Here is a 23,633-nt window from a genome sequence, read left to right as displayed (position 1 = left end):
GGCGGTTGATTGGCTTCTTAACTTAAAGAGATCAAAAGCCCAATTGTTTTCATTTGAAACAACTGTGCCCAGATGTCACTTGTGCAGTTTTAATTCAACATCGAGTTTCAAACTGTCCAAGAGGACGTAGCTTGAGCAGTTACCATTTAACTTCGAGTTTTATACTGCAAAGAGGATGCCTCTAGTGCAGTATGAATTCAACCTCAGCTTATTTGATGTACAAGGAGCCATCTCTTTATCAGCTATCTTCCTCTAATGCGGCCGCTCTTCCTGCAGTATATCCGGTAGAGAAAGCGACGGTGATATTATAACCACCTGTATATCCATGAAGATCTAATACCTCTCCACAAAAGAACAGTCCTTTCATTAACTTTGACTCCATTCGTTTGGGGAGGATTTCCTTCACGCTAACACCTCCGCCGGTAACAAAGGCCTTTTCGATTGATAACGTACCATTTGCTTGGATAGGAAACGACTTCATATAACGAGTCAGTGTACGAATTTTATCTTGCGTGATTTCGCCGTATATATTTAAGAGATCAATATTTGATTTTTTTAATAAAACAGGGATGAGTCTTTCGGGTGCAAAACCAGAAAGAGCATTTTTGATTGCTTTTTTTGATTGCTCTTTAAGTGATAGCGTCAGTCGCTGAAACACTTCCTCTTCTTTCTCATTGGGAAAAAGGTCAATGGTCAACGGAATTTGTTTCACACTGTATTTTTTCATCGCTTTGACAACATACTGGCTGCAACGAAGCCCAATTGGTCCTGAGATACCAAAATGCGTAAAAATCATGTCCCCTTCATGACCTTTAATTAACTTGCCTTTTTTAGGATCGAAGACAGATAAACGTACGTCTCGTAATGACAGGCCTTGTAATTCTTTGTTCCGAATAAATGAATCGTTGGAAGTGATCGGAACTTCGGTTGGATAAAGTTCTGTAACAGTATGACCAGCAGCTTTCGCCCATGGGTACCCATCCCCCGTTGATCCAGTGTGTGGAACAGACATACCACCTACAGCAACGATGACTTTTTTTGCATGGACCACTTCACCACTAGCTAATTTAACCCCAGCGATTTCTTGCTTATTTTCGCTGAAGACGAGCCCTTTAACTTCTGTTTTTGTAAGGATATCGACGTTCAAGGATCGTATACGATTAAGCAATACTCTAACTACTTCAATCGCTTTATCATTAACTGGAAACATCCTTCCGCGGTCTTCTTCTTTTAATGGAATTCCTAAATCTTCAAAAAAGGTAATAATGTCTTCATTATTGAAAACAGCAAAAGGACTATACATAAATCGACCATTGCCAGGGATGTGCTTAATAAGTTCTTCTGCATCGGCCCTGTTAGTCACATTACATCTACCGCCGCCAGAAATCGCTAGTTTGCGTCCTAGCTTATTTCCTTTGTCGATAATTAACACCTTTGCACCATGCTCAGCAGCAGCTACAGAAGCCATTAGCCCTGAGGGACCACCGCCAATAATAATAACGTCTTTCATGTCATAACCTCTTTTCACAACAGTAAAATGTCACGTTCTAGTCATTTTGATTTTACTTGGTCTTGACACAGTTGTACAAGTTTTCATTCTTTTTGAAAATAGTAATCTGTTTGTAAATTATCTGAAAATATACGAAATAAGCTTATTTTCATCCATTTGGGTGTGTCAGAAGAGATGAGGAGTAATAAGGTGACAAATTGTTCATATTTTTTACTTAAACTCTATTTTATTTCTGAATTGAGTGTGGTACACTCCTTGTGAAGGAAAAATAATAATAATAAATCGTGAAAGGAGGAGATGCACATGTTTCAAAATTTGAAAAATAAATTTGAAGCAAAACGAGCTGTGTGGGCACTTGGAACACAGCAACGAATAACAGAGTATGCTGAATTCGAAAGAAAAATAGCAATGTTAGAAATGGAAAGAACTGAGAAGATGCAATCTTTATTAAATACGGAGGTTGAGAGCTACCTGAAAACGGTACATCCTACTTTTTTATTAAAACCTGAAGTATATCGTGCAATATTGAACATGTTGCATGCTCGCTCCGAAGGAACGGTAAGTATAAACATGAGTATGACAAAGGAAATGAGAGAGGCTTTTGCGTTTTTTCACAATGAGTTGAAAGTCTTCTTGAATTTACTTGAACGACGAGGTTTTCAAGTGGAAGGTAATGAGGAAACTTTCTTAACTACTTTCTTAACGAAGCTTCGCGAAAATAATTACCGACGTTGTCTAGACGTTTATGGTGATTTTGTTCCTGAAGGAGCTAGTTTAACTGAAGCATTTGATCTTTATTTTGAATTGGTCGAAGATGACGCTAAATACGATAGTGGAAATGTAGATTTCTTTGCTTCTTATTTAAACTTAAAAAACATTGTTGATTATTCATGGACTAAGGGACGTTTAAAGAGAAAACTTAAGCAATATGAAAAAGAGAATAAAAACGAGTTTAAACTTAAAAAGCTTGAAAAACGCTTAAAAAACATTAGTTAACTGATAGTACAAAAAAGGCATCATACAGTTTGATGCCCTTTTTTAGCTAAAAATAGCATTTTTATCGATATATTTAGTAAAAGCCTGTTAAAAACATATTTTTTAATTAATTAGATGCATAAGAAAAGCTGAGGCTTCCGACATTAATGTAATGGAGGAAGCCTCAGCTATGTATTAAGAAATTTAAGATATATTTTGAAATTAACGTCATTAAGGAAATAAAATTAAGGAGGAATATACATGTTTGAAACAATTACTTCTTGGATTAATATTGTTGTTAATTTCGGTAATGATCTTTTGTGGACTTACATATTGATTGGTTTATTGCTCGGTTTAGGTGTCTATTTCACGATTCGAACAAAGTTTGTTCAATTTCGCTTGTTTGGAGAGATGTTTCGCGTTATTTTTGAAAAGAAAGACAGTCCGGATGGTATATCTGCATTTCAAGCCTTTACCATCAGCACAGCATCACGAGTCGGAACCGGGAATTTAACCGGTGTTGCGATTGCAATCTCATTGGGCGGACCTGGTGCAGTATTTTGGATGTGGATGGTTGCGATCATCGGTATGGCTACTTCATTTATTGAAAGTACGCTCGCACAAGTATACAAAGTGAAAGATGGGGGACAGTTCCGTGGTGGACCTGCATATTACATGGAGAGAGCGTTAAATCAAAGAGGATTGGGGATTGCTTTTGCTGTCCTACTGACTCTGTGTTTTGGCTTTATATTTAATGCAGTCCAAGCAAATACGATTAGTCAATCATTTGATGATGCATTTAATATTAGTCCTTGGATTATTGGTTTAGCATTGATAATCCTTGCTGCGATGGTTATCTTTGGAGGAGTAAAAAGAATAGCTTATGTTACGCAAATTATTGTTCCGGTTATGGCTATCATTTATCTCATCATAGCCTTGTTTATTGTCATTACAAATGTATCGGAAATTCCAGCAGTTATTCAACTAATTATAACGAATGCATTTGGATTTCAAGAAGTATTAGGCGGAGGAATTGGAGCAGCTATTATGAATGGAGTGCGTCGTGGCTTGTTCTCTAACGAAGCTGGGATGGGGAGTGTTCCTAATGCGGCTGCAACGGCTAGTGTTAGTCATCCAGCTAAGCAAGGGTTTGTTCAAAGTCTTGGAGTATTTTTTGACACAATTATTATCTGTTCAGCAACAGCATTTGTGATTTTACTTACTGATGTGTACACGACAGGATCAAATGAAGGTATCGTATTAACTCAATCCGCTTTTGCAGTACACGTCGGCGATTGGGCTCCTTATTTTGTAGCGATTGCGATTCTTTTGTTCTCGTTTAGTTCGATTATCGGAAATTACTACTACGGGGAAACGAACATAGAATTTATTAGACAAAACTCAGTGTGGTTATATGTTTATCGTTTTGGGGTACTTGGTTTCGTAATGTTTGGTGCACTTGCGGAAGTAATGCTCGTTTGGAACATGGCTGATTTATTTATGGGAATGATGGCAGTAATAAACTTGTTAGTAATCTTTCTGATAGGTAAAGTAGCGCTGCAAGTTCTTGACGATTATACGACGCAAAAATCAGCAGGGAAAAATCCTGTATTTTATGCTGAAAATATTCCCGGATTAACAGGAACAGAGTGTTGGGAGAAAAAGAAATAATAGTAAGTCCGAATTATTCATAAAACACTAAGAAGTACGAAACATACGAGATGATAAAATCAATTTCTCACACAACTCTTACAGTGGACACTTTATCCACTATAGGTGAACCCTTTCTGTTCCCAATGCTCCAGTCTTCGGAAAACAGTCCGAATCAGTGAGGGATTCGGAACTTTTGAGGAATAGAGAATGAAAAACGATCCGAAACAGCGAGGAATTCGGAGCGTTCGAGTAATAAAGATGGGAAAACGCTCCAAATCAGTGAGGGATTCGGAGCGTTCGAGGAATGGAGAATGAAAAACGATCCGAAACAGCGAGGAATTCGGAGCGTTCGAGTAATAAAGATGGGAAAACGCTCCAAATCAGTGAGGGATTCGGAGCGTTCGAGGAATGGAGAATGAAAAACGATCCGAAACAGCGAGGAATTCGGAGCGTTCGAGGAATGAAAAATGAAAAACGATCCGAAACAGCGAGGAATTCGGAACGTTCGAGTAATAAAGATAGGAAAACGCTCCAAATCAGTGAGGAATTCGGAACGTTTGAGGAATGGAGAATGAAAAACGATCCGAAACAGCGAGGAATTCGGAGCGTTCGAGTAATAAAGATAGGAAAACGCTCCAAATCAGTGAGGAATTCGGAACGTTTGAGGAATGGAGAATGAAAAACGATCCGAATCAGCGAGGAATTCGGAGCGTTCGAGGAATGGAGAATGAAAAACGATCCGAAACAGCGAGGGATTCGGAGCGTTCGAGGAATAGAAATAAGAAAACGCTCCAAATCAGCGAGGAATTCGGATCGTTGGTAGAATCAAATTTGAGAAACAGTCCCCACTGCGAAAGTGGCTTTAATACTTTAATTGAATTTCAATTTTTTTGCTGCATTTTACATGATGATGGAGATATTTTTTCTATCATTTTTCACTTATAAGGTGAAAACGTTAAAAGTTAGTGCGGCCATATGACATAACAGACAGATCAATTTTTAACTGCTATATGGATAATCTAGAGTGAGTAATATTGAGAATAATATTGGGTGAAGTTTTGTCGTTTTGTCTTCAATCCTGATTCATGGTATGTTAATGACGTGATAAGGAGTTGACCAATATGACTAAAATGAACCTACTTTTAATTGGAGCAGGGAGAATGGCAGAGGCTATTCTCTCTGGTCTTGTTTCATCAAAAGATCGAGCTTTTCAAAACATTACGGTTACGAATCAAACAGATCGAGCAAAATTAGAACGTTTGAAAAAACAATATGGTGTGGAAATTGCAAAGGATTGGTCCTTAGAGGTAGCAAACCACGAAGTAATTTTGCTAGCTTCTCCACCGAATACGCAAGACCAATTACTTCGTCAATTATCTGAAAGAGTAACCAATCAGTTTATTATTACGGTTGCCGCAGGTATTGACCCTACATACATGGAGGAACGTCTTCCGGTAGGAATACCAGTTGCATGGATCATGCCGAACACGGGTGCTCAAGTTCGAGCATCGATGTCTACGTATGCTTGTGGAAAATATGTGGAACAACGGGATAGAGACGTTCTTTTACAAGTATTGTCTTCCATTGGTGAATCGGAAGAATTAACAGAAGAAAAAGTTCACGATTTAACGGCGATAACGGGAAGTGCACCAGCTTTTCTTTATGCATTTGCGCAAGCTTTAGAAGAAGCGGCACTGTCATATGATGTTCGTCCAGATCAAGCAAGAAAACTTGTGACGATCATGCTTAAAGGATCTGTAGGAATGCTAGAAGCAGGTGGTGATCCAGCCGATTTAATGGCACAAGTGGCTTCACCAGGCGGATCGACTGCAGAGGGACTTGCTTTGTTAAATGAAAGAGATTTTGCGTCGATTGTAAAAAGTGCAATTAAGGTAACAAATGACCATGCCCGTGGTGTAAATTAAGAAGAATGTGAATGTTTCAAGGAGGAGATATGATGTTAGAAAAGATAGCACTTTCAACTACGACGAGAGATGAAATGCAAGATATTTCAAGGGAAGTACAAAACGTTGTTAAAGATAGTGGCATACAAGAAGGTGTCGTTTATATTTATTGCGCACACACCACAGCAGGGATCACCATTAATGAAAATGCTGATCCGGATGTAAAAAAAGACATGATCATGCGTTGGGATGAGGTGTATCCTTGGCATCATGAGAAATACCGCCACGCTGAAGGAAATACAGCATCACATTTGAAGGCAAGTACGGTTGGTGCTTCACAAATGGTCATTATTAATAAAGGTAGACTAGTTTTGGGCACATGGCAGGGGATTTATTTCTGTGAGTTTGATGGACCTCGAAATCGTAATGTCTTTTTGAAAATAATAGAAGGTTAATTGGTGAAAGTACCTTGAACAGCATCAAAAGCAAAGCTAATAAAAGGTCTAATTGTCGAAAAAAGTGATTCAGTATAAAACTGAATTGCTTTTTTCTTAAAGAAATAGCATTCATGAAGTTAAAATATGATAAAATGCTACCTAGATTAAACTTTAGGAGAATAAAAATGAGTGAACAAAAATTAATTAGAGGAACGATGATTTTAACGGCAAGTATTTTTATTTCAAAAATGCTTGGGCTGATTTATATTTTTCCTTTTACAGCGATTGTAGGGCATGGCGGTATTGCGCTTTATTCTTACGGGTATACACCATATACGGTAATATTAAGTTTAGCTACATTAGGAGTTCCGTTAGCTGTGTCTAAATTTGTCTCAAAGTACAATGCACTCGGAGACTATCGAACAGGACAACGATTGCTTAAGTCTGGTCTAATTCTTATGACATTGACAGGTATCGTTGCTTTTATTATCTTATTCCTTCTGGCGGAACCAATCGCGCACAGAGTACTTAACCCAGAAGCTTTAGAAGGAAATTCCATTTCTGACGCTGTCTTTACAATTCGAATGGTCAGTGTTGCATTATTAATCGTACCGGTGATGGCGTTAATTCGTGGCTATTTTCAAGGACATCAATCGATGGGACCAACGGCAGTATCTCAAGTTGTCGAACAAATCTTTCGTATCGTTTTCATCCTTTCAATGACGTACATAATTATTAATGTCCTGGATGGGGAAGTAGGCTTAGCAGTTGGTTTTGCCACCTTCGGAGCATTCGTGGGTGCAATTGGGGGACTTGTCGTTCTATTGATTTATTGGAAGAAGCGATGGAGCGGATTACAACATCAGATCGAAGAAAGCACGATAGATCACAACATTTCGTTACCGAAGATCTATAAGGAATTATTTGCCTATGCCTTGCCTATTTCTTTTGTCGGGCTCTCCATTCCGCTTTATCAAATGATTGATTTAATGACGTTTAACGAAGCTTTGAGAAATACGGGATTAAGCTCAGATGTTGTAGAAATCTACTATGCAGCATTTACGCAAACTTCTCACAAATTGATTCTTATTCCGGTTGCAATAGCGACAGCAATGTCAATAACGATATTGCCAACTGTTATGAACGCATTTATTAATCAAGAAACAGAGCGGTTACAACGAACGATTACACAAACGTATCAGATCATTCTTTTCTTAACGATTCCAGCAGCAGTTGGTTTAATGGTATTAGCAGAACCTTCTTATGCTGCACTGTTTGGAATGGAAGAATATATTATCGGATCGGAAATCCTTAGATCGTATGCACCTGTAGCTGTTGCATTTTCTATTTTTGCAGTAACAGCATCCTTATTACAAGGAATAAATAAACAGAAGTACGCTGTCATTGCATTGACAGCTGGGGTGTTATTTAAAATCCTCTTTAATGGCGCGTTAATTTCATTGTTTGACGCCCAAGGGGCTGTTTTAGCGACTGGAGTTGGTTACGTCATTGCGATTTCAATTAATGTATGGGCAATTGGAAAATTTGCAGATTATGATTATAGTTATATTAGAAAACGAGCTTTACTGATCTGCTTGTTTTCAGCAGTCATGGCAGCTGTTGTTTCGTTCCTTAGTTATGGATTTCAACAATTGATTCCGTTGGAAAGCAGAGGAAATGCAATGATAGTCTTGAGCATTTCGATTTTATCTGGTGTGATTGTTTACTTGAACGTCACGGTTCGTTCAGGTTTAGCGGGAGAAATACTGGGAGATCGCTTTGGATTTTTAAAAAAATGATAAACGAAGGGTTACTCTCAATCGTTGTTTTCCATGCTTAGGGGCAATACAGTGAATTTGCACGTAGTAATATCGTAACTTAATATTTCAATAACAGAAAAAAAGCTACTAATTTTTCACCTTAGTAGCTTTTTTTTCTGTCATCCACTCTTCTGCCCATGCTTGTACTTGATCTAAAACGGGCTCAATAGCATATCCCTTTTCAGTAAGTTGATATTCAATTCGAACAGGGGTTTCAGGGAAAACGGTTCGCTTAACTAAACCAGCTTCTTCAAGTTCCTTTAGGCGATCTACAAGCATTTTGTCGCTCATATCAGGTATGTTTGCTGAAATGTCTCTGAACCTAACTGGGCCTTGAAGTAGGACACGAAGAATCAAACCGTTCCAACGTTTTCCTAGTAATTGAAAAGCAGTTTCAAATTTGGGGCATAAATTTACATTGACCATTTGTATCACTCCTTTAAAGTCAATTATCTTTATTCATTATACCACACCTTACTTGACTTTAGTAAGTATCTAAGATAATATACTAACTAAAGATAAGTAACGAACAAAAATATTGTATATATTAAAAAATAAAAGTTTAATTATTTTTGTTCCAAGGAAGAATACAAAATAGGTGAAATATTAGACCAATACTAAACAAAAATTTGAAGGAGTGTTTTATTCATGACAAATATTTTAGTTCCTTATTACAGTACTTACGGACATATTTACACAATGGCAAAAGCAGTAGCTAAAGGTGCTGCAGAGGTAGATGGTGCTGAGGTGAAAATGGTTCGCGTGGAAGAATTTGATGTAGTAAAGCAAGCAATGTCAGGACAAGATGCTTATGTTGAAGCTCAAAAGGCTCAAGAAGATGTTCCTGTGGCAACTCATGATGACTTAAGATGGGCAGACGGCGTAGTATGGGGAATTCCTACACGTTTTGGTTCTATGCCTGCTCAAATGAAGCAATACCTTGATTCAGCAGGTGGATTATGGATGAATGGTGAATTGGAAGGAAAAGCAACTGGAATATTTACAAGTACTGGGTCGATTCATGGAGGTCAAGAAACAACGGCAATTACTTCATTGATTCCACTACTTCATTTTGGATTTGTTTATGTAGGACTTCCGTATGGCGAAAATCCAGAGCAAATGACTACTGATGGAATTGGAGGTTCTCCTTATGGAGCTTCTACAGTTGCTGGACCGGATGGCAGTAAGCAACCGGACGAAAGAGACCTTGTTATGGCAGGAAGACTTGGTAAGAGAGTAGCAACTGTTGCAAAGGCATTGAGAGGATAATTTATGTTACATTTACGCTCGAACCCATTGATGGTTCGAGCGTTTTTTTTTATGAATGCTTAACCTAACAGAATGAGGAGATTAGAGATGTAATGAAAAGTGAGAAAGTAAGCAACAGCAGCAAGCGAACAGTAGAATTCGATTCGTCAGATGTAAGTGAAAATAAAAATTATCTACCTTAATATGGTTTATTTAACACTATTTATGGAATTTTTTAACGATCAAATATAGTATAATCATGTAAAAAGCAATCTCAGTTCTCAAGTCTCTTTTAGACCTAGTCGCCATCTGCTATAATGTAGGAATTAGTATGGGCGAAGCTCATCGTATCGGAGGTGGACGCCTTGGAAGAAGAGAAATCAAGAAAACTTTTTATAGATTGGTATTTAATCATTAGCATTTGCTTTTTAGCCCTTTTTGGACTTGTGATGATATACAGTGCAAGTTTTGTCCAGGGATATGAGCATTTTGAAAATATTACTCATTTTTTTGATAGACAACTTCAATGGCTTGTGGTTTCAGTATTTTTATTTATTATCTTTATGTTCTTTCCTTATCGTCATTATCGGAAATTAGCGCCTTGGATAGTAGGTGGATCGATTGTTTCACTTTTATTAATTTTAGTTCCTAGTATTGGTTACGAAGTCAATAACGCAACTCGTTGGATTAATATTGCGGGTTTTAGGATTCAACCTTCAGAGTTTGTAAAAATTGGATCGATTATTTATTTAGCCTATGTTTATTCTCGTAAGCAAGCCTACATCAATAAATTTTTTACCGGGGTTTTGCCTCCGCTTGTAGTTGTAATCATTTTTTTCTTACTAATTATGATGCAACCTGATTTAGGGACGGCTACATCAATTGTTCTTGTTGCAGGATTAATTGCGTTTTGTTCGGGAGCTAGAAAGCTACATCTTATTTCGTTAGGATCTTTAGCCGGATGGGCTTTGTATCACTATGCCACCTCAGCACCTTATAGACTTAACCGTTTGTTAGGACACCGAAACCCTTTTGAACTTGAACAAACAGAAGGGTTTCAACTTGTACAGTCATATATTGCTATTGCCCATGGTGGTATTTCAGGGGCTGGAATGGGACAGAGTGTTCAGAAACTATTTTACCTTCCTGAAGCACACACTGACTTTATATTAGCGATCATCAGTGAGGAGCTAGGATTGCTAGGAATTTTTGTTGTGTTTTTAGCAATGTTCTTTATTATTGGAAGAGGGGTATTGGTAGGAGCACGGTGTCGTGATACGTTTGGGAGTCTGCTTGCTTTTGGGATTGTATTTCAGTTATCAATACAAATGATTTTCAATGCAGGTGCAGTAAATGGTATTTTGCCAATTACAGGAATACCTTTTCCGTTTTTAAGTTATGGAGGTTCTTCGTTATTGATTACCTTTATTTCCATGGGAATTTTAGCAAATATTTCTCGTAAAACAGAACGCGAACGACATGAATCTAGAGAATCAAAAAAACATGTATCGATTAATAAAAATAATGAATTTGTCGGAAGAGAGACTTCCGCTACAAAATAAATTCTGAAAGTGTTGGTAGGTGGGAGCATGCAAGAACGTAAAAGTGCGTTTCAACAACTAGATTATTCATTGTTATTTTACTTGTTCGTACTTATGTGTATCAGTTTATTAGCAATATTTAGTGCGGCATCTGCCGATCAGTATAATGTCGGACCAGGTTTTTTTATACAACGTCAAATTGTTTGGTTTGCAATAGGGACAATAATAATGATGGGAGTTATGCTGGTAGACTATGAAATGTTTAAGAATTTTTCAATTCCGCTTTATATTTCAGGTTTGTTACTACTGTTAGGAGTTCATTTTTTTGGAATCTATAGAAACGGAGCTCAACGTTGGCTTGGAGTGGAGGATGTATTTCAATTTCAACCATCAGAGTTTGTGAAAATATTTCTAATAATTGCATTAGCACACTTAATATATACGATTACAAAAAAACCTAGGGAAAAATCGTTTAAAGAAGATTGTATTGTTGTTGGAAAAATTCTTGCAGTAGGAATACCGCCATTTGCACTTATTTTAGTTCAGCCAGACCTTGGAACTGCTCTTGTTATTGCTGCAATCATTTTTATTGCTATTTTAATGGCTGGAGTCACGTTTAGAATGATCAGTTTGATGGCGACAATTGGGGCTTTGTTTGTAGGGATTTTGGTTTGGCTACACAATAACTTTTTTGAGATATTTGAATATTTTATTGCTGGACACCAATTAAGCAGAATTTACGCTTGGTTAGATCCAGATGCCAATATTGGTGCGGAAGGTTATCAACTTTATCATGCTCTTCAGGGCATTGGTGCAGGTCAACTGTACGGCAGTGGATTGGGAGCAGGCGTGAAATCTCAAAGTGGAGCAATTCCTGAACTGCATACTGATTTTATTTTTACAGTGATTGGAGAAGAGTTTGGTTTTGTAGGGGCAACAGTGTTGATTGTCATTTACTTTTTACTACTTTATCGCATGGTAATTATTGCTTTTACGTGCAATAATTCATTCGGTACGTATTTAGTGGCTGGAGTTGTTGGTTTACTTGTTTTTCAAATATTTCAAAATATTGGTATGACAGTTGGTTTAGTGCCCATCACAGGTTTAGCATTGCCTTTTGTAAGTTACGGGGGGAGTGCTCTCGTAACGAATATGTTAGCGATAGGTATCGTATTGAATGTGAATATAAGAACGAGGCATTATATGTTTGGAGAAGAAGAATAGAAGAAATGAGGGAATGTGTTTGCGTGCAGATAAGCTGTTGTCCAATATGGGCTATGGATCGAGAAAAGATGTAAAGAAACTCTTGAAACAAGGTGGCTTTACTGCCAATGGTGAAACGATTAAAGATGGGAAAAAACATGTTGATCCAAACAAGGATACATTGGTAATTATGGGGGAACCTGTTGAGTACAGAGAGTTTATATACTTAATCATGAATAAGCCAAAAGGGTATGTTTCAGCTACTGAGGATAAGAATGAAGCGACTGTTATTGATATATTAGAGCCGGAAGATAGTATTTTTCAACCATTTCCAGTTGGTAGGTTAGATAAAGATACAACCGGTTTATTGCTATTAACAAACGATGGAAAGCTTGCCCATCAACTAACGTCGCCTAAAAAGAAAGTCGACAAGATGTACCTTGTTGATCTGGATCATTCTGTAAGTCAGGAAGATATCGTTGCATTAGAGAATGGAGTAATCCTTGACGATGGATATGAAACGAAACCGGCTAAAGTTGAACTTGTTGACGAATATAATTCTACAAGGGTGTATATTACGATTCAAGAGGGAAAGTATCATCAAGTAAAGCGAATGTTTCAAACTCGCGGTAATAAGGTGATCCGATTAGAGAGAATACGCATGGGTCCTCTTCACTTAGACCCTACACTTGAACTGGGCACTTATAGAGAGTTGACGGAAGATGAACTATCTATGCTAATGCAAAACGAGTAGGAAGAATTGTAGGTAAGTTATGTTTTAGATACAAGATCGGTTGAGAGAGGCAAACCCCCGGGTGAGTGTTTCGCTCCGTATCCATACCTAATGACAAATAGAAGCTAGCTTTGTCTAACAAAGCTAGCTTCTATTTTCTATGTTAATTAATAGTGGAGCTTACGTATGTGTGTTAAGATACTTTGATTTTTTTATTAGTTGTTGTCCAAATACCTCGTTCATGACTAATAACGAGATTGTTATATTCAAGTACGTTCAAGTCGCGTTGTATCGTGCGTTCGGTAATGCCGAACTCCTCAACCAATTCACTAGTTGAAACACTTCCTTTTTTTCTAATGTAGAGATAGATTGACTTAATCCGAGTTAACATCCGGTCAGTTGAAGGTTTCAAAAAACCACTCCTTATTAGCTCACCCTTTTGATGTCATATACAAACTAGGTTGAAACAGGGCAAAGTTTTGAAATCACAAATGATTAAAGTTTCAGATCAATGTTTTTTCCAGACGATGGATGTGGAGCGTGTTCAGAAGTTACTGATTTTTCTGCTCCGTCATTTAATTTTTCTAGCATGAGAATACTTTGCGCTGCCTGAGTGGATAACGCGCTTTTTATTAAACTAGAGTTAAAAGTATGGTGCATTTGCTGAGCTTGTGCACCCATCATCGAGCTTAAGTTCAATGCGTTTTCCCCCTTCCTTAAAGATAAAGAAAGTATAGAATTAAGTCATAGTTACATTTTACCGTAAAAATACAATCAGAGTAAAGCGTTGTAGTGTTAAGAGTATATAAAGAATATAATATTCCTATGATATTTAGTTCGTAACATTTCTTTTCACTGGTCATGGAAAGGCGTATACTAATACGAAGAAGTATACTGATTAAGGAGGGATGATTAAATGAACTGGACTAATCATGTCGATAAAAATAAAGAGATAATTATAAAAAATACGCAAGAATTTTTACAAATAGAGAGTGTATTAGATGAATACACGGCTTCGACTACTGCTCCATTCGGACAAGGGATTCGACAGGCGTATGACTGGTTACTGGATAAAGCTCAAGAAGATGGATTTACAGTAAAGGGTTTAGATGGATATGCCGGTCATATTGAATGGGGGAGTGGAGAAGAAATCGTTGGTATCTTGTGTCATATCGACGTTGTACCAGGCGGAGATGATTGGACGTCCCCAGCTTTTGCAGCTGAAATTCGTGATGATAAAATTTTTGCAAGGGGAGCTATTGATGATAAGGGGCCGACAATGGCTTGTTATCATGCGTTAAAAATATTGAAAGACAGTAATGTTACTTTAGGGAAAAGAATACGACTGATTATCGGAACAGACGAAGAAAGTCAATGGCGTGGTGTAGAACATTACTTTAAACATGAAGAAATGCCAACAGTAGGTTTTGCACCGGACGCTGATTTTCCAATTATTTATGCGGAAAAAGGAATTTGTGATGTAACATACAGGAAATCATTAGATGTGAAACAAGGATTGGTACAATCCTTTCAGTCTGGACATCGTCTGAACATGGTTCCTGAACGGGCTGTGACAATCCTAAATTCAAATATCAGTAAAACAATCAATGAATTCAATCTAAGAGAACAGTTGAATCACTTCACACAAAAATATCACTGCAAAGGTGAGCTAGAAATAGCTAATAAAACTTTCAAAGTAACCATTCACGGTATTTCTGCTCATGGAATGGAGCCTGACGATGGTGTAAATGCCGGGCTTCTGATGGCGAGGTTTTTATTGAACCTACCTTTATTGGATGTGGAAAAAAGTTATTTTCAGTTTTTGACTAATTATTTCTATAATGATTCGCGTGGAAAGAGCCTCGGGTTGGCATACAGAAATGAAGAATTAGGAGATTTAACGATAAATGTAGGTGAAATGACTTTTCAAGCTGGTTTAGAAGCTACAATAGGTCTGAATCTACGTTATCCTGAAGGAGCTTCATTTGAGAGTATCAGATCTAGTATAGATAATGAGCTGATGAAAATAGGCTTTAGTGGGAGCACCCTATCTCATGAGAGGCCTCATGCGATTGATAAAAACCATGAGTTGGTTAAAACGTTATCTAAAGTCTACGAAGATCATACAGGAGAAGAAGTGAAACTACTTGCAATAGGTGGTGGAACATACGCTAGGTCATTGAAAGCCGGAGTAGCCTTTGGTCCATTGTTTCCGGGACAAAAAGATGTGATCCATCAAGCTGATGAGTTTATCTCAATTGACCACTTATTAACGATCACATCTATTTATACATCCGCCATGTATGCATTAGCAATGAAATAATAGCTCGATTTGACTTTTTATGACCTATACGAAGATTAATTTAACTCAATCGATACTAAAGAAAGTCAGGGATGGCAATTATGGATGAACAAAAGCGAACTTTTTTTAATATGAAAGTATTTTATTTTTTAGCTTATTTTAGTATGGGTGGTTTATTTCCTTTATTAACAGTCTATTTTCAAAATGAAGTAGGCTTAACTGGCTCTCAAATTGGAGTGATTACGTCAATAGGACCAGTTGTAATGTTACTGACTCAGCCAGTTTGGGGAATTCTAAGTGACTATACAAAAAGACCAAGAATACTTCTTACTATCGCAGTTTTAGGGACAGGAAGTGTTGGTTTTACATATCTGTTTGCGGAAGACTACTTAATCTTAGTTGCGATTGCGGCGGGGTTAGCAGTATTTCAAAGTGCAATCATACCACTTTCTGACAGTATGGCAATGAATTATGTCTATAAAAATGGTGGCGATTACGGAAATATTCGAATGTGGGGAGCGGTAGGTTTTGCACTAGCTGTTTGGTTCATGGGAATGCTATCCGATTGGATTGGCCAATCTATTATATTTTATGGATTTGCTATTGTTTTATTTATCAGTGCGTTTTTCTCTATTGGAATGCCGAAAGAATCTGTATCAGCAAAAGTTGATATCCGTGGCGGAATGAAGCGTCTTGTGAAAGTACCTGGGTTTATGTTGTTCTTGCTTATAACTTTTTTAGTTTTTGGTCCGATCATGGCTAACAATTTTTATTTCGGATTATTAATTCAATTCAGTGGAGGATCATTGGCTGGTGTGGGGTTTGCCTTTTTATTAGCGGCAGGAAGTGAAGTACCTTTTATGAGGTGGGCAGGAGACTGGATTAGGAAGCGAGGGATTTTAGTTATTTTGTTCTTAGCTGCTTTCGCTTCAGGTTTGCGCTGGTTTTTTTATTTTTCGGGACCGACACATGAATTTATATATATAACGACAGTGGTACAAGGTTTCAGTATAGGACTATTCGTCCCTGCGGCATTACAGTACATCATAGATCTTGCTCCAAAAGATGTGAAAGCGACAGCGGTTGCGATATACTCAGCGGTTGGAAATGGTCTAGGGGCTTGGTTTTTTAGTATTAGTGCTGGCATGATCATGGAGTGGTATTCGATCTTGCACGTCTACTTGTTTTATGGTGTACTCACTTCAATAGGGGCGCTTCTTACTTTATGGATGATTACAAATTCAAAGAAAGCACCTACATTAACAACGTAGGTGCTAGCGCAAGCTCAGTTGCATTTATAACTGTTCAAATAAATCTGTTGAAAGGTATCGTTCGCCAGTATCGCATGCTATCGCTACAACAACATCGTCAGAATTTAATCGCTTTGCTACTTGCAATGCTGCATAACAAGCCGCGCCAGAAGATGGTCCGACTAAAATGCCTTCTTCTTTAGACAAACGATGAGTGATATCATAAGCGTCTTCATCTGATATTTGAAAAATATCATCGTAAACATCTTGATTTAAGATGGGCGGGATAAAACCAGGGCTCGTGCCAACTAGTTTGTGTGGACCAGGTTTACCTCCTGATAATACCGGAGAACCTTTAGGTTCAACAACATGAATGGATGCATCTGGATAATGTTTTTTTAGTTCTTCAGCTGTGCCGGTAATTGTCCCTCCAGTACCAGACGCAGCAACAAAAGCGGATAATTTATTGCCGATTTGGTTCATTGCGTCGACGATCTCAGTTGCCGTTGTAAATCGGTGGGCGTCAGGATTTGCTTCATTTTCAAATTGCATCGGCATATAGCTATTTGGAATTTCTTTTACTAGTTCGTGAGCACGTTCAATTGCACCAGGCATTTTTTTATCTCCAGGTGTTAACTCTACTTTTGCACCATAAGCTTTTAATAAGTTTATTCGTTCATTCGACATTGTATCTGGCATAACTAGAATTGACTTATAACCTTTGGCTGCAGCAGTCATCGCTAATCCAATTCCGGTGTTGCCAGAAGTAGGTTCGATAATGATTGATTTTTTATTAATCAAACCTTGTTTTTCGGCCTGTTCAATCATATTGAAAGCGGCTCGGTCTTTTACGCTTCCACTTGGGTTCATAAATTCTAACTTTAAATAAACTTGTGCGCCTTTTTCTTCAGGTAAACGTTGTAGTTTGACAAGAGGGGTGTCTCCAATTAGTTCAGCAATATTATTTACGATTTTCATGGGGTTTTCCAACCTTTCATATGTGAATAGTTTATACTTTAGATATCAATAGGATCTTTTAACAGCAACTTAATGAAAGATAATAATACTTCTCCTGTTAAGACAAACTAAATAGATCTGATTAATTTATATTGTATCATAGCTTATTGAGTAGGAAAAAGAGGAGAGTTTAGTTATGAAACAAATCCATACATTTATTGGAATTCCTATCGCTGAAACGATATCAACAGTTGGTGAGGAAATACAAAAATCTTATCAATTGCGTAAATATTATAAAAAAACGGTCAATAAAGAGGACTTTCATATAACGTTACTCTTTTTAGGTAGTTGGGAGATGGAAAAAAGGGTAAAGTTATGTAACAGACTTGAATTGAAACTAGGGATAATAAAAAATTTCCCGATTTCATTCACAAAAGTTGACTATTTTGGAAATGAAAATCATCCGCGAGTCTTTTATTTAGGTATTGAAGCAGAAATAAGACTTAATCAATTGCAGGCAATTGTTAAAAGTGAGGCTGAACAAATGGGGTTTCAAGAATTCCATCGGAAATATCACCCACATGTCACGCTTGCTAAGAAGTGGTATGATGAGTCTCAAAGCAAACCTGTTGATTGGGAACTTCCAGCAAAGATAACAAATAGACAACAAACTATTGATAAAATATGTTTATATCAGATACATCCATCACGTGAATCGATGTATGAAAGAGTGTCTTCAATTAGTTTGTTGATGGATGATTAATAATGAATGATGGAGAGGAATGAATTGCATGGCGCAACTCGTAAAGCTATCAGACTATGTGTCACGCTATGAAATCGATATTTATCGATATCCAAGTCGCTATGTGCGTTTGAAAAAAGAGCGGTGGCAAAAAATAAAACAGGATTGGGAAGTAAAAAAGAAAGGACATTCTCATCTTCCGCAATGGAATAGCTATGAGGAAGATGAGAAAGAAGGAACTATTTTACAACGTTCTTGGAATAAACTGCGGAGAAAAATAGATTCAAAGTCCGAGGATGAGATAAACCTTCCGTCAGAAAGGGACTTGGATGTCCATTCTATTGAACAATTAAAACAATCTTATCGACATGAATTATTCCAGTTTCAATTAAACTGGGCGAGTTCGACGGTTTCAGAAATCTCAGAAGTCAAACGAAGTTATTATTACGATTCTTTTCTACATTTTCTAGTGACGAATTTACCAGATACGTATTTTATTTTTTACGAGCCGATCCTAGTAATGAAAAAAGCTCCTGTTGAGTTAGATGTGATTATCTTAACGCCAACAGAAATTTGGATAATTAAACCGCTTTTGGGCGATGATCAAACAATTTTTAAGACAGAAACTGATCGATTTTGGATCCGTCAACTCCAAGAAAAACAAGAAAGATTTCTGCATCCATATTTATCATTAAATCGAATGCGGACGGTGCTAGAGTCAATCTTGCAGGAAAAAGGATTGCAAATTCCAATAAAACAAATAGTCCTAGCTAAAGATAGTTTTATTGATATTCCACCGAAGAGTACTAGAGTCGAGTTTGTTGATAAAAGAAACTTCTTGAAATTTCATGAATCCCTGCTTAAAAATCATTCACCTATAAAAAATGTTCAATTAAAAATAGCGGATATCTTGCTTGCTCATACGTTGACAACGTCAGAAAATCGAGAACTAGGAGAAAGTCCAACTCTAGAAGAGTAATATCTTCTATTGAAAATCCCTAAAGCTTTCGATAAGATAGTAAAAGTGTACAATATAATTAACAGTAAAATAAGGGGTCAATCTAATGAAACAACATGATAGAAGAGATTGTTTTTTGTCTTACAACAAGATCTATGTTCGTTCTTCGTATGATTGGAAAGGAAGCCAAGGGGTTGAACTCTCATTAAATGATTCCGGAATAATGATATTTGCGGATACGTACAAAAAAGCGATGAAAGACTTACGAATATGGATGTTGCGAGATTTGGATGATGAACGAATTCGCGATTTTCAAAGCGATGACTACCTAATAATGATTCAATCATCGATGAGTGCTTTCGAAAAAAAAGAATTAGATACTTCACTTCAAAAGTGGGCAGAAGACATTTCATAATGTAAAAAGCACTGAAAGACATTTCTCTCGTCTTTCAGTGCTTTTGTTCTTGTTAGCGGAGTTTCCAAATTTCTGATGCATACTCTTTAATCGTTCGGTCACTCGAGAATTTGCCGGAATAAGCAATGTTAGTAACACTCATTTTTTGCCATTCTCTTTTGTTACGATAAGCTCGTTCAACAAGTTCATGTGATTCAATATATGGATCGAAATCTTTTAACACAAAATAAGGATCATTGTGGTAAAGAATATTGTAAAAGATATCTTTGAACTCAATTTCTTGTGCACCAAATTCACCGTAGTGTAATTGGTCGAGAATTTTCCTAACCCGGTCATCAGTGTTGTAAATATCTTTTGCTATATAACCACCGTGTTGATAATAATTTAATACTTCTTGGGCTTTTAAACCAAAAATGAAAATATTCTCATCACCAACGAGATCTCTTATTTCAATATTAGCACCATCAAGAGTCCCGATAGTTAGGGCGCCATTCATCATCATTTTCATGTTTCCAGTTCCAGATGCTTCTTTACTTGCAGTCGAAATTTGTTCACTAATATCAGCAGCAGGGATGATTTTCTCAGCTAAGCTGACATTATAATTCTCAAGAAAGATTACCTTCAGTTTATCGTTAATACCTTTGTCAAAGTTAACAATAGATGCAACATGATGGATTAATTTTATGACTTCTTTAGCTAAATGGTAACTTGGCGCTGCTTTTGCGCCAAAAATAAATGTTCTAGGGGTAATATCCATTGATGGATTCTCTTTTAATTCGTTATAAAGATAAATTACATGAAATATATTAAGTAATTGGCGTTTATACTCATGGAGGCGTTTAATTTGAACGTCAAAAATAGATTCTTCATCTATTGCAACTCCGGTTTGTTTATGAATTAATTCAGCTAATGTTTGTTTATTTTTTCTTTTTACTTGATCAATTTTATCTAAAAATGGTGCATCGTTTGAATACCTTAATAAACTAATTAATTTATTAGGATGTTTGATCCATTGAGGACCGATCACATCCGTAATTGCTTCAGATAAACATGGATTTACTTGCAGTAGCCAGCGGCGATGGGTGATTCCGTTTGTCTTATTATTGAATCGCTTAGGAAACAGGTGATAGAAATTCTTCATTTCTTTCTTTTTTAATATTTCTGTATGAATTCTTGCAACCCCATTCACGCTAAAACTTCCTATAATTGCAAGGTGTGCCATATGAACTTGCTCATCAGAAATAATTGCCAGTTCAGGAATCTTGTCGCGCATCTCAGGATGATCAAACCAAAGTCCCTGACAAAATCTTTCGTTTATTTCATCGATAATCATGTAAACTCTTGGAAGAAGCTGCTTAACCAATGATGTCGACCATTTTTCCAGCGCTTCACTCAGAGTGGTGTGATTCGTATAAGCGATTGTATTCGTAGTGACTTTCCATGCCTCGTCCCAACTCAACCCTTCTTCATCCATTAATAGGCGCATAAGTTCTGGTACAGCTAAACTTGGATGAGTGTCGTTAATTTGAATCACAATTTTTTCATGCATCTTTGTTAGTGGAAGGTCAAAGTTTCGTTTGAATTTAATGATTATTCCTTGAATGGTGGCGGAAACTAGGAAAAATTGTTGCTTTAAACGCAATTCCTTACCTTCATAACTTGAATCATCGGGGTATAAAAATCCTGATATTTGTTCTACTGAATGAGTATGATCCAAATGATGATAATATTGGTTGCTAGGTTCAGATAATATATCTGATTCTTCTGGTGATAGTTCGGCACTCCAAAGTCTAAGTGTATTCACGACATTGTTTTGATAGCCTACGACGGGAACATCATAAGGGACTGCAGTTACTTTGTCTGTATCTTGATAAACAAATTCCAATGATCCATCACTTTTGGGGTGCATATGGACGGTTCCGCCAAAATGGACTTCAACAGATTCATCGGATTTCCTTGTCTCCCATGGGTATTCTTCTTTCAGCCAATAGTCAGGTAGTTCAATTTGATTCCCGTGAATAATTCTTTGTTCGAACAATCCATACCGATAACGAATCCCGGATCCGTGCCCTGCATAGTTTAATGAAGCGATAGAATCAAGAAAACAAGCTGCAAGTCTTCCTAAACCACCATTTCCTAAGCCAGCATCGTGCTCATGTTTAAAAATGTCTTCAGGATTACGTCCTAAATCTTTAAGTGCTGCGTTACATACATCTAACAATCCACAGTTAAGTAAGTTGCTCTCTAATAATCTTCCAATTAAAAACTCCATCGACAAGTAGTAAACTTGTCTTGTTTCATTTTTTTGGTAATTCTCTTTCGTCTTTAACCACTGAGGGGTTAATTCATCCTTTACAATCGATGAAATGACATAATATAAGTCTTTGTCTGATGCATCCTCGATATGTTTTCTTCTTTTTCTAGTCAATTTATCTTCCAGTAAGGTAACAAAAGCTTCTTTACTGTATGTTTTCATGACATTCACTCCTCATGTGTTACTGCATCATTAAATGATTCGTAGATGTCAGTGTATGCTTTTGCAGATTCTTTCCAGCCAAATTGACTTTTATTCACATTTTTTACGAGCCGTTTCCATGACTCACTATCATGATAAATTTCAAATGATAAGTTAAGTGTTGAAAGAAAATCATGAGCGTTATAATCGGTAAAACTAAATCCGTTCCCTTTGCCTGTGATGGCGTTGAATGGTTGGACTGTATCTTTCAGTCCACCTGTTTCACGTACAATAGGGACCGTTTTATATTGTAATGCTATTAGTTGTGATAACCCACAAGGTTCAAACATTGATGGCATTATAAAGAAGTCTGCTGCAGCATAAAGTTGCCTAGCCAAACCTTCATCAAATTTCAATAAAGTAACCATTTTATCACTATGACGGAGTGCGATATGCGAAAAGGAATGCTCAAATTCATGATCGCCAGTCCCTAAAATAATGAGTTGAACGTCGTGTTGCAAAAATTCATCCGCTATGTGTTCAAGCAAATGAAATCCTTTTTGTTCAACAAGCCTTGATATAACAACATACAAAGGGACGTCTCGGTTTATCGAGAGGTTGAACTCCTTTTGAATAACTTCCTTGTTGTCCTTCTTTTTAACCCTTGAGTGACTATAATTTACAGCGATATGTGGATCTATCGACGGATTATAATCATTGGTGTTCACGCCGTTAATGACACCCGATAAATCTTGTTCACGATTATAGAGAACAGAGTGAAGTCCTTCGCTGAAATAAGGATTTTTAATTTCTTCAGCATAGCTTGGACTGACAGTTGTGATTTTATCCGCATGGAACAGGCCACTTTTCATGCAGTTAATCATTCCATCCCATTCAAAGCCACTAAAATGTTCAAGAGGTAAATTAAATAAATCATCAAACGCTTGGTGAGGCATCTTTCCTTGGTATTTAATGTTGTGTATTGTAAAGACAGTTTTTAGATTAGCAATCGGTGGTGATACTTTTGCAAATGCCACAGCTAACCCCGTTTGCCAATCATGACCATGTAAAACATCAGGTATGAAATCAAAATGGTTGAAAGCCTTCATAACTGCTTGGCTAAAAAAAACAAATCGTTCGCCGTCATCATAGTAACCATAAGTCCCCTGTCTTGTGAAATAATAGTCATTAGCGATGAAATAATAGACAATCTCTTGATCTTTCAGAGTGAACAGAGTCGCCTGTTGGTCTCGCCAACCTATTTTCACATTATAAGAAGCTATTCTCTCCATTTTCTCTTTCCATTCAGAAGGGATTTCATTATAAAATGGCAAAATAACTCTAACCTCAGCTAATTTTTCTTCCATGAGTGCTTGGGGAAGAGATCCAACAACATCGGCAAGTCCTCCAGTCTTTACAAAAGGGGTACATTCTGAAGCAGCAAATAATATTTTTTTCATAATGAATCTCCTCTCTTTTGTATTAAATAATATTAGGCTGTTTTCTAAAAAGGGGCTGTATGATACGATC

At 37.1% G+C, this 23,633-nt stretch carries 23 protein-coding genes; 16 read left to right on the top strand and 7 right to left on the bottom strand.

The window, feature by feature from the left end:
* Positions 1-238 precede the first annotated feature (238 nt).
* Positions 239-1,510 (bottom strand): NAD(P)/FAD-dependent oxidoreductase, encoded by a 1,272-nt coding sequence (locus tag ACM26V_RS11555; RefSeq protein ID WP_416151563.1) that lies wholly within the window; start codon positions 1,508-1,510, stop codon positions 239-241.
* A gap of 303 nt (positions 1,511-1,813) precedes the next feature.
* On the opposite strand from ACM26V_RS11555, the gene ACM26V_RS11550 reads away from it, so the two are divergent.
* The 7 genes from ACM26V_RS11550 (at position 1,814) to ACM26V_RS11520 (ending at position 8,278) form a co-directional block, all read left to right on the top strand.
* The gene (locus ACM26V_RS11550; RefSeq protein ID WP_416151562.1) at positions 1,814-2,506 is read left to right on the top strand and encodes a hypothetical protein; all 693 of its coding nucleotides are present in this window, start codon (positions 1,814-1,816) and stop codon (positions 2,504-2,506) included.
* Positions 2,507-2,746: 240 nt separating this feature from the next.
* Positions 2,747-4,156 (top strand): alanine/glycine:cation symporter family protein, encoded by a 1,410-nt coding sequence (locus ACM26V_RS11545; protein WP_416151561.1) that lies wholly within the window; start codon positions 2,747-2,749, stop codon positions 4,154-4,156.
* Positions 4,157-4,442: 286 nt separating this feature from the next.
* Positions 4,443-4,817 (top strand): hypothetical protein, encoded by a 375-nt coding sequence (locus ACM26V_RS11540; RefSeq protein WP_416151560.1) that lies wholly within the window; start codon positions 4,443-4,445, stop codon positions 4,815-4,817.
* Complete coding sequence (locus tag ACM26V_RS11535) at positions 4,814-5,083, top strand: hypothetical protein (protein WP_416151559.1); 270 nt, start codon at positions 4,814-4,816, stop codon at positions 5,081-5,083. Before ACM26V_RS11540 ends, ACM26V_RS11535 begins: the two co-directional genes overlap by 4 nt.
* A gap of 176 nt (positions 5,084-5,259) precedes the next feature.
* Entirely contained in the window at positions 5,260-6,063 is an 804-nt protein-coding gene (gene proC / locus ACM26V_RS11530; protein ID WP_416151558.1) for a pyrroline-5-carboxylate reductase, read from the top strand.
* Between the two features lie 32 nt (positions 6,064-6,095).
* Entirely contained in the window at positions 6,096-6,497 is a 402-nt protein-coding gene (locus ACM26V_RS11525) for a secondary thiamine-phosphate synthase enzyme YjbQ (protein WP_416151860.1), read from the top strand.
* A gap of 167 nt (positions 6,498-6,664) precedes the next feature.
* On the top strand, positions 6,665-8,278 hold the full coding sequence (locus ACM26V_RS11520; protein WP_416151557.1) for a putative polysaccharide biosynthesis protein: 1,614 nt from the start codon (positions 6,665-6,667) through the stop codon (positions 8,276-8,278).
* A gap of 108 nt (positions 8,279-8,386) precedes the next feature.
* On the opposite strand, the gene ACM26V_RS11515 is transcribed toward ACM26V_RS11520, so the two are convergent.
* A complete protein-coding gene (locus ACM26V_RS11515; protein WP_416151556.1) occupies positions 8,387-8,725 on the bottom strand; it encodes a winged helix-turn-helix transcriptional regulator in 339 nt (112 codons plus the stop codon).
* A gap of 222 nt (positions 8,726-8,947) precedes the next feature.
* On the opposite strand from ACM26V_RS11515, the gene wrbA reads away from it, so the two are divergent.
* The 4 genes from wrbA to ACM26V_RS11495 all read left to right on the top strand — a co-directional run bounded on the left by wrbA (position 8,948) and on the right by ACM26V_RS11495 (position 13,045).
* The gene (gene wrbA, locus ACM26V_RS11510; RefSeq protein WP_416151555.1) at positions 8,948-9,568 is read left to right on the top strand and encodes an NAD(P)H:quinone oxidoreductase; all 621 of its coding nucleotides are present in this window, start codon (positions 8,948-8,950) and stop codon (positions 9,566-9,568) included.
* Positions 9,569-9,912: 344 nt separating this feature from the next.
* Positions 9,913-11,109 carry a putative lipid II flippase FtsW gene (gene ftsW / locus ACM26V_RS11505; RefSeq protein WP_416151554.1) on the top strand — a complete coding sequence of 399 codons (1,197 nt, stop codon included), beginning with the start codon at positions 9,913-9,915 and terminating at the stop codon, positions 11,107-11,109.
* Positions 11,110-11,136: 27 nt separating this feature from the next.
* Positions 11,137-12,312 carry an FtsW/RodA/SpoVE family cell cycle protein gene (locus tag ACM26V_RS11500; RefSeq protein ID WP_416151553.1) on the top strand — a complete coding sequence of 392 codons (1,176 nt, stop codon included), beginning with the start codon at positions 11,137-11,139 and terminating at the stop codon, positions 12,310-12,312.
* 13 nt (positions 12,313-12,325) lie between these two features.
* On the top strand, positions 12,326-13,045 hold the full coding sequence (locus ACM26V_RS11495; protein WP_416151859.1) for a pseudouridine synthase: 720 nt from the start codon (positions 12,326-12,328) through the stop codon (positions 13,043-13,045).
* A 172-nt stretch (positions 13,046-13,217) separates the two neighbouring features.
* On the opposite strand, the gene ACM26V_RS11490 is transcribed toward ACM26V_RS11495, so the two are convergent.
* Positions 13,218-13,436, bottom strand: coding sequence for a DeoR family transcriptional regulator (locus tag ACM26V_RS11490; protein ID WP_416151552.1), 219 nt, complete (start codon positions 13,434-13,436; stop codon positions 13,218-13,220).
* Positions 13,437-13,519: 83 nt separating this feature from the next.
* On the bottom strand, positions 13,520-13,723 hold the full coding sequence (locus ACM26V_RS11485) for a polyribonucleotide nucleotidyltransferase (RefSeq protein WP_416151551.1): 204 nt from the start codon (positions 13,721-13,723) through the stop codon (positions 13,520-13,522).
* A 217-nt stretch (positions 13,724-13,940) separates the two neighbouring features.
* Between ACM26V_RS11485 and pepV the strand changes: the two genes are divergently transcribed.
* Complete coding sequence (pepV, locus tag ACM26V_RS11480) at positions 13,941-15,347, top strand: dipeptidase PepV (protein WP_416151550.1); 1,407 nt, start codon at positions 13,941-13,943, stop codon at positions 15,345-15,347.
* Positions 15,348-15,427: 80 nt separating this feature from the next.
* Positions 15,428-16,597: an MFS transporter gene (locus ACM26V_RS11475; protein WP_416151549.1), complete on the top strand. Its 1,170-nt coding sequence runs from the start codon at positions 15,428-15,430 to the stop codon at positions 16,595-16,597.
* A 24-nt stretch (positions 16,598-16,621) separates the two neighbouring features.
* Here ACM26V_RS11475 and cysK read toward each other — a convergent pair whose 3' ends face one another.
* The gene (gene cysK / locus ACM26V_RS11470) at positions 16,622-17,554 is read right to left on the bottom strand and encodes a cysteine synthase A (RefSeq protein ID WP_416151548.1); all 933 of its coding nucleotides are present in this window, start codon (positions 17,552-17,554) and stop codon (positions 16,622-16,624) included.
* Positions 17,555-17,729: 175 nt separating this feature from the next.
* On the opposite strand from cysK, the gene thpR reads away from it, so the two are divergent.
* The 3 genes from thpR (at position 17,730) to ACM26V_RS11455 (ending at position 19,648) form a co-directional block, all read left to right on the top strand.
* The gene (thpR, locus tag ACM26V_RS11465; protein WP_416151547.1) at positions 17,730-18,296 is read left to right on the top strand and encodes an RNA 2',3'-cyclic phosphodiesterase; all 567 of its coding nucleotides are present in this window, start codon (positions 17,730-17,732) and stop codon (positions 18,294-18,296) included.
* 28 nt (positions 18,297-18,324) lie between these two features.
* The gene (locus tag ACM26V_RS11460) at positions 18,325-19,254 is read left to right on the top strand and encodes a nuclease-related domain-containing protein (RefSeq protein WP_416151546.1); all 930 of its coding nucleotides are present in this window, start codon (positions 18,325-18,327) and stop codon (positions 19,252-19,254) included.
* A gap of 85 nt (positions 19,255-19,339) precedes the next feature.
* On the top strand, positions 19,340-19,648 hold the full coding sequence (locus ACM26V_RS11455) for a hypothetical protein (protein WP_416151545.1): 309 nt from the start codon (positions 19,340-19,342) through the stop codon (positions 19,646-19,648).
* 52 nt (positions 19,649-19,700) lie between these two features.
* Here ACM26V_RS11455 and ACM26V_RS11450 read toward each other — a convergent pair whose 3' ends face one another.
* Together ACM26V_RS11450 and ACM26V_RS11445 are read right to left on the bottom strand one after the other, a co-directional pair.
* Positions 19,701-22,124, bottom strand: a complete 2,424-nt coding sequence (locus ACM26V_RS11450; protein ID WP_416151544.1) for a glycogen/starch/alpha-glucan phosphorylase — start codon at positions 22,122-22,124, stop codon at positions 19,701-19,703.
* A 5-nt stretch (positions 22,125-22,129) separates the two neighbouring features.
* Positions 22,130-23,563 carry a glycogen synthase gene (locus tag ACM26V_RS11445; RefSeq protein WP_416151543.1) on the bottom strand — a complete coding sequence of 478 codons (1,434 nt, stop codon included), beginning with the start codon at positions 23,561-23,563 and terminating at the stop codon, positions 22,130-22,132.
* Between the last annotated feature and the right edge of the window lie 70 nt (positions 23,564-23,633).

Origin of the sequence: Salipaludibacillus sp. HK11 (assembly GCF_047795645.1) — a bacterium.
GTDB lineage: Bacteria > Bacillota > Bacilli > Bacillales > Salisediminibacteriaceae > Salipaludibacillus.
Note: the sequence above shows the minus strand (reverse complement) of the source record. Positions and strands in the feature narration are given on the sequence as shown.

Coding starts and splice junctions, on each gene's coding strand:
- ACM26V_RS11515 (WP_416151556.1), bottom strand. CDS start 8,725: ATGGTCAATGTAAATTTATGCCCCAAATTTGAAACTGCTTTTCAATTA.
- ACM26V_RS11545 (WP_416151561.1), top strand. CDS start 2,747: ATGTTTGAAACAATTACTTCTTGGATTAATATTGTTGTTAATTTCGGT.
- wrbA (WP_416151555.1), top strand. CDS start 8,948: ATGACAAATATTTTAGTTCCTTATTACAGTACTTACGGACATATTTAC.
- proC (WP_416151558.1), top strand. CDS start 5,260: ATGACTAAAATGAACCTACTTTTAATTGGAGCAGGGAGAATGGCAGAG.
- ACM26V_RS11455 (WP_416151545.1), top strand. CDS start 19,340: ATGAAACAACATGATAGAAGAGATTGTTTTTTGTCTTACAACAAGATC.
- ACM26V_RS11520 (WP_416151557.1), top strand. CDS start 6,665: ATGAGTGAACAAAAATTAATTAGAGGAACGATGATTTTAACGGCAAGT.
- pepV (WP_416151550.1), top strand. CDS start 13,941: ATGAACTGGACTAATCATGTCGATAAAAATAAAGAGATAATTATAAAA.
- ACM26V_RS11550 (WP_416151562.1), top strand. CDS start 1,814: ATGTTTCAAAATTTGAAAAATAAATTTGAAGCAAAACGAGCTGTGTGG.
- ACM26V_RS11555 (WP_416151563.1), bottom strand. CDS start 1,510: ATGAAAGACGTTATTATTATTGGCGGTGGTCCCTCAGGGCTAATGGCT.
- ACM26V_RS11540 (WP_416151560.1), top strand. CDS start 4,443: ATGGAGAATGAAAAACGATCCGAAACAGCGAGGAATTCGGAGCGTTCG.
- ACM26V_RS11500 (WP_416151553.1), top strand. CDS start 11,137: ATGCAAGAACGTAAAAGTGCGTTTCAACAACTAGATTATTCATTGTTA.
- ACM26V_RS11450 (WP_416151544.1), bottom strand. CDS start 22,124: ATGAAAACATACAGTAAAGAAGCTTTTGTTACCTTACTGGAAGATAAA.
- ACM26V_RS11460 (WP_416151546.1), top strand. CDS start 18,325: ATGGCGCAACTCGTAAAGCTATCAGACTATGTGTCACGCTATGAAATC.
- thpR (WP_416151547.1), top strand. CDS start 17,730: ATGAAACAAATCCATACATTTATTGGAATTCCTATCGCTGAAACGATA.
- ACM26V_RS11475 (WP_416151549.1), top strand. CDS start 15,428: ATGGATGAACAAAAGCGAACTTTTTTTAATATGAAAGTATTTTATTTT.
- ACM26V_RS11445 (WP_416151543.1), bottom strand. CDS start 23,563: ATGAAAAAAATATTATTTGCTGCTTCAGAATGTACCCCTTTTGTAAAG.
- ACM26V_RS11495 (WP_416151859.1), top strand. CDS start 12,326: ATGTGTTTGCGTGCAGATAAGCTGTTGTCCAATATGGGCTATGGATCG.
- ACM26V_RS11535 (WP_416151559.1), top strand. CDS start 4,814: ATGAAAAACGATCCGAATCAGCGAGGAATTCGGAGCGTTCGAGGAATG.
- cysK (WP_416151548.1), bottom strand. CDS start 17,554: ATGAAAATCGTAAATAATATTGCTGAACTAATTGGAGACACCCCTCTT.
- ACM26V_RS11525 (WP_416151860.1), top strand. CDS start 6,096: ATGTTAGAAAAGATAGCACTTTCAACTACGACGAGAGATGAAATGCAA.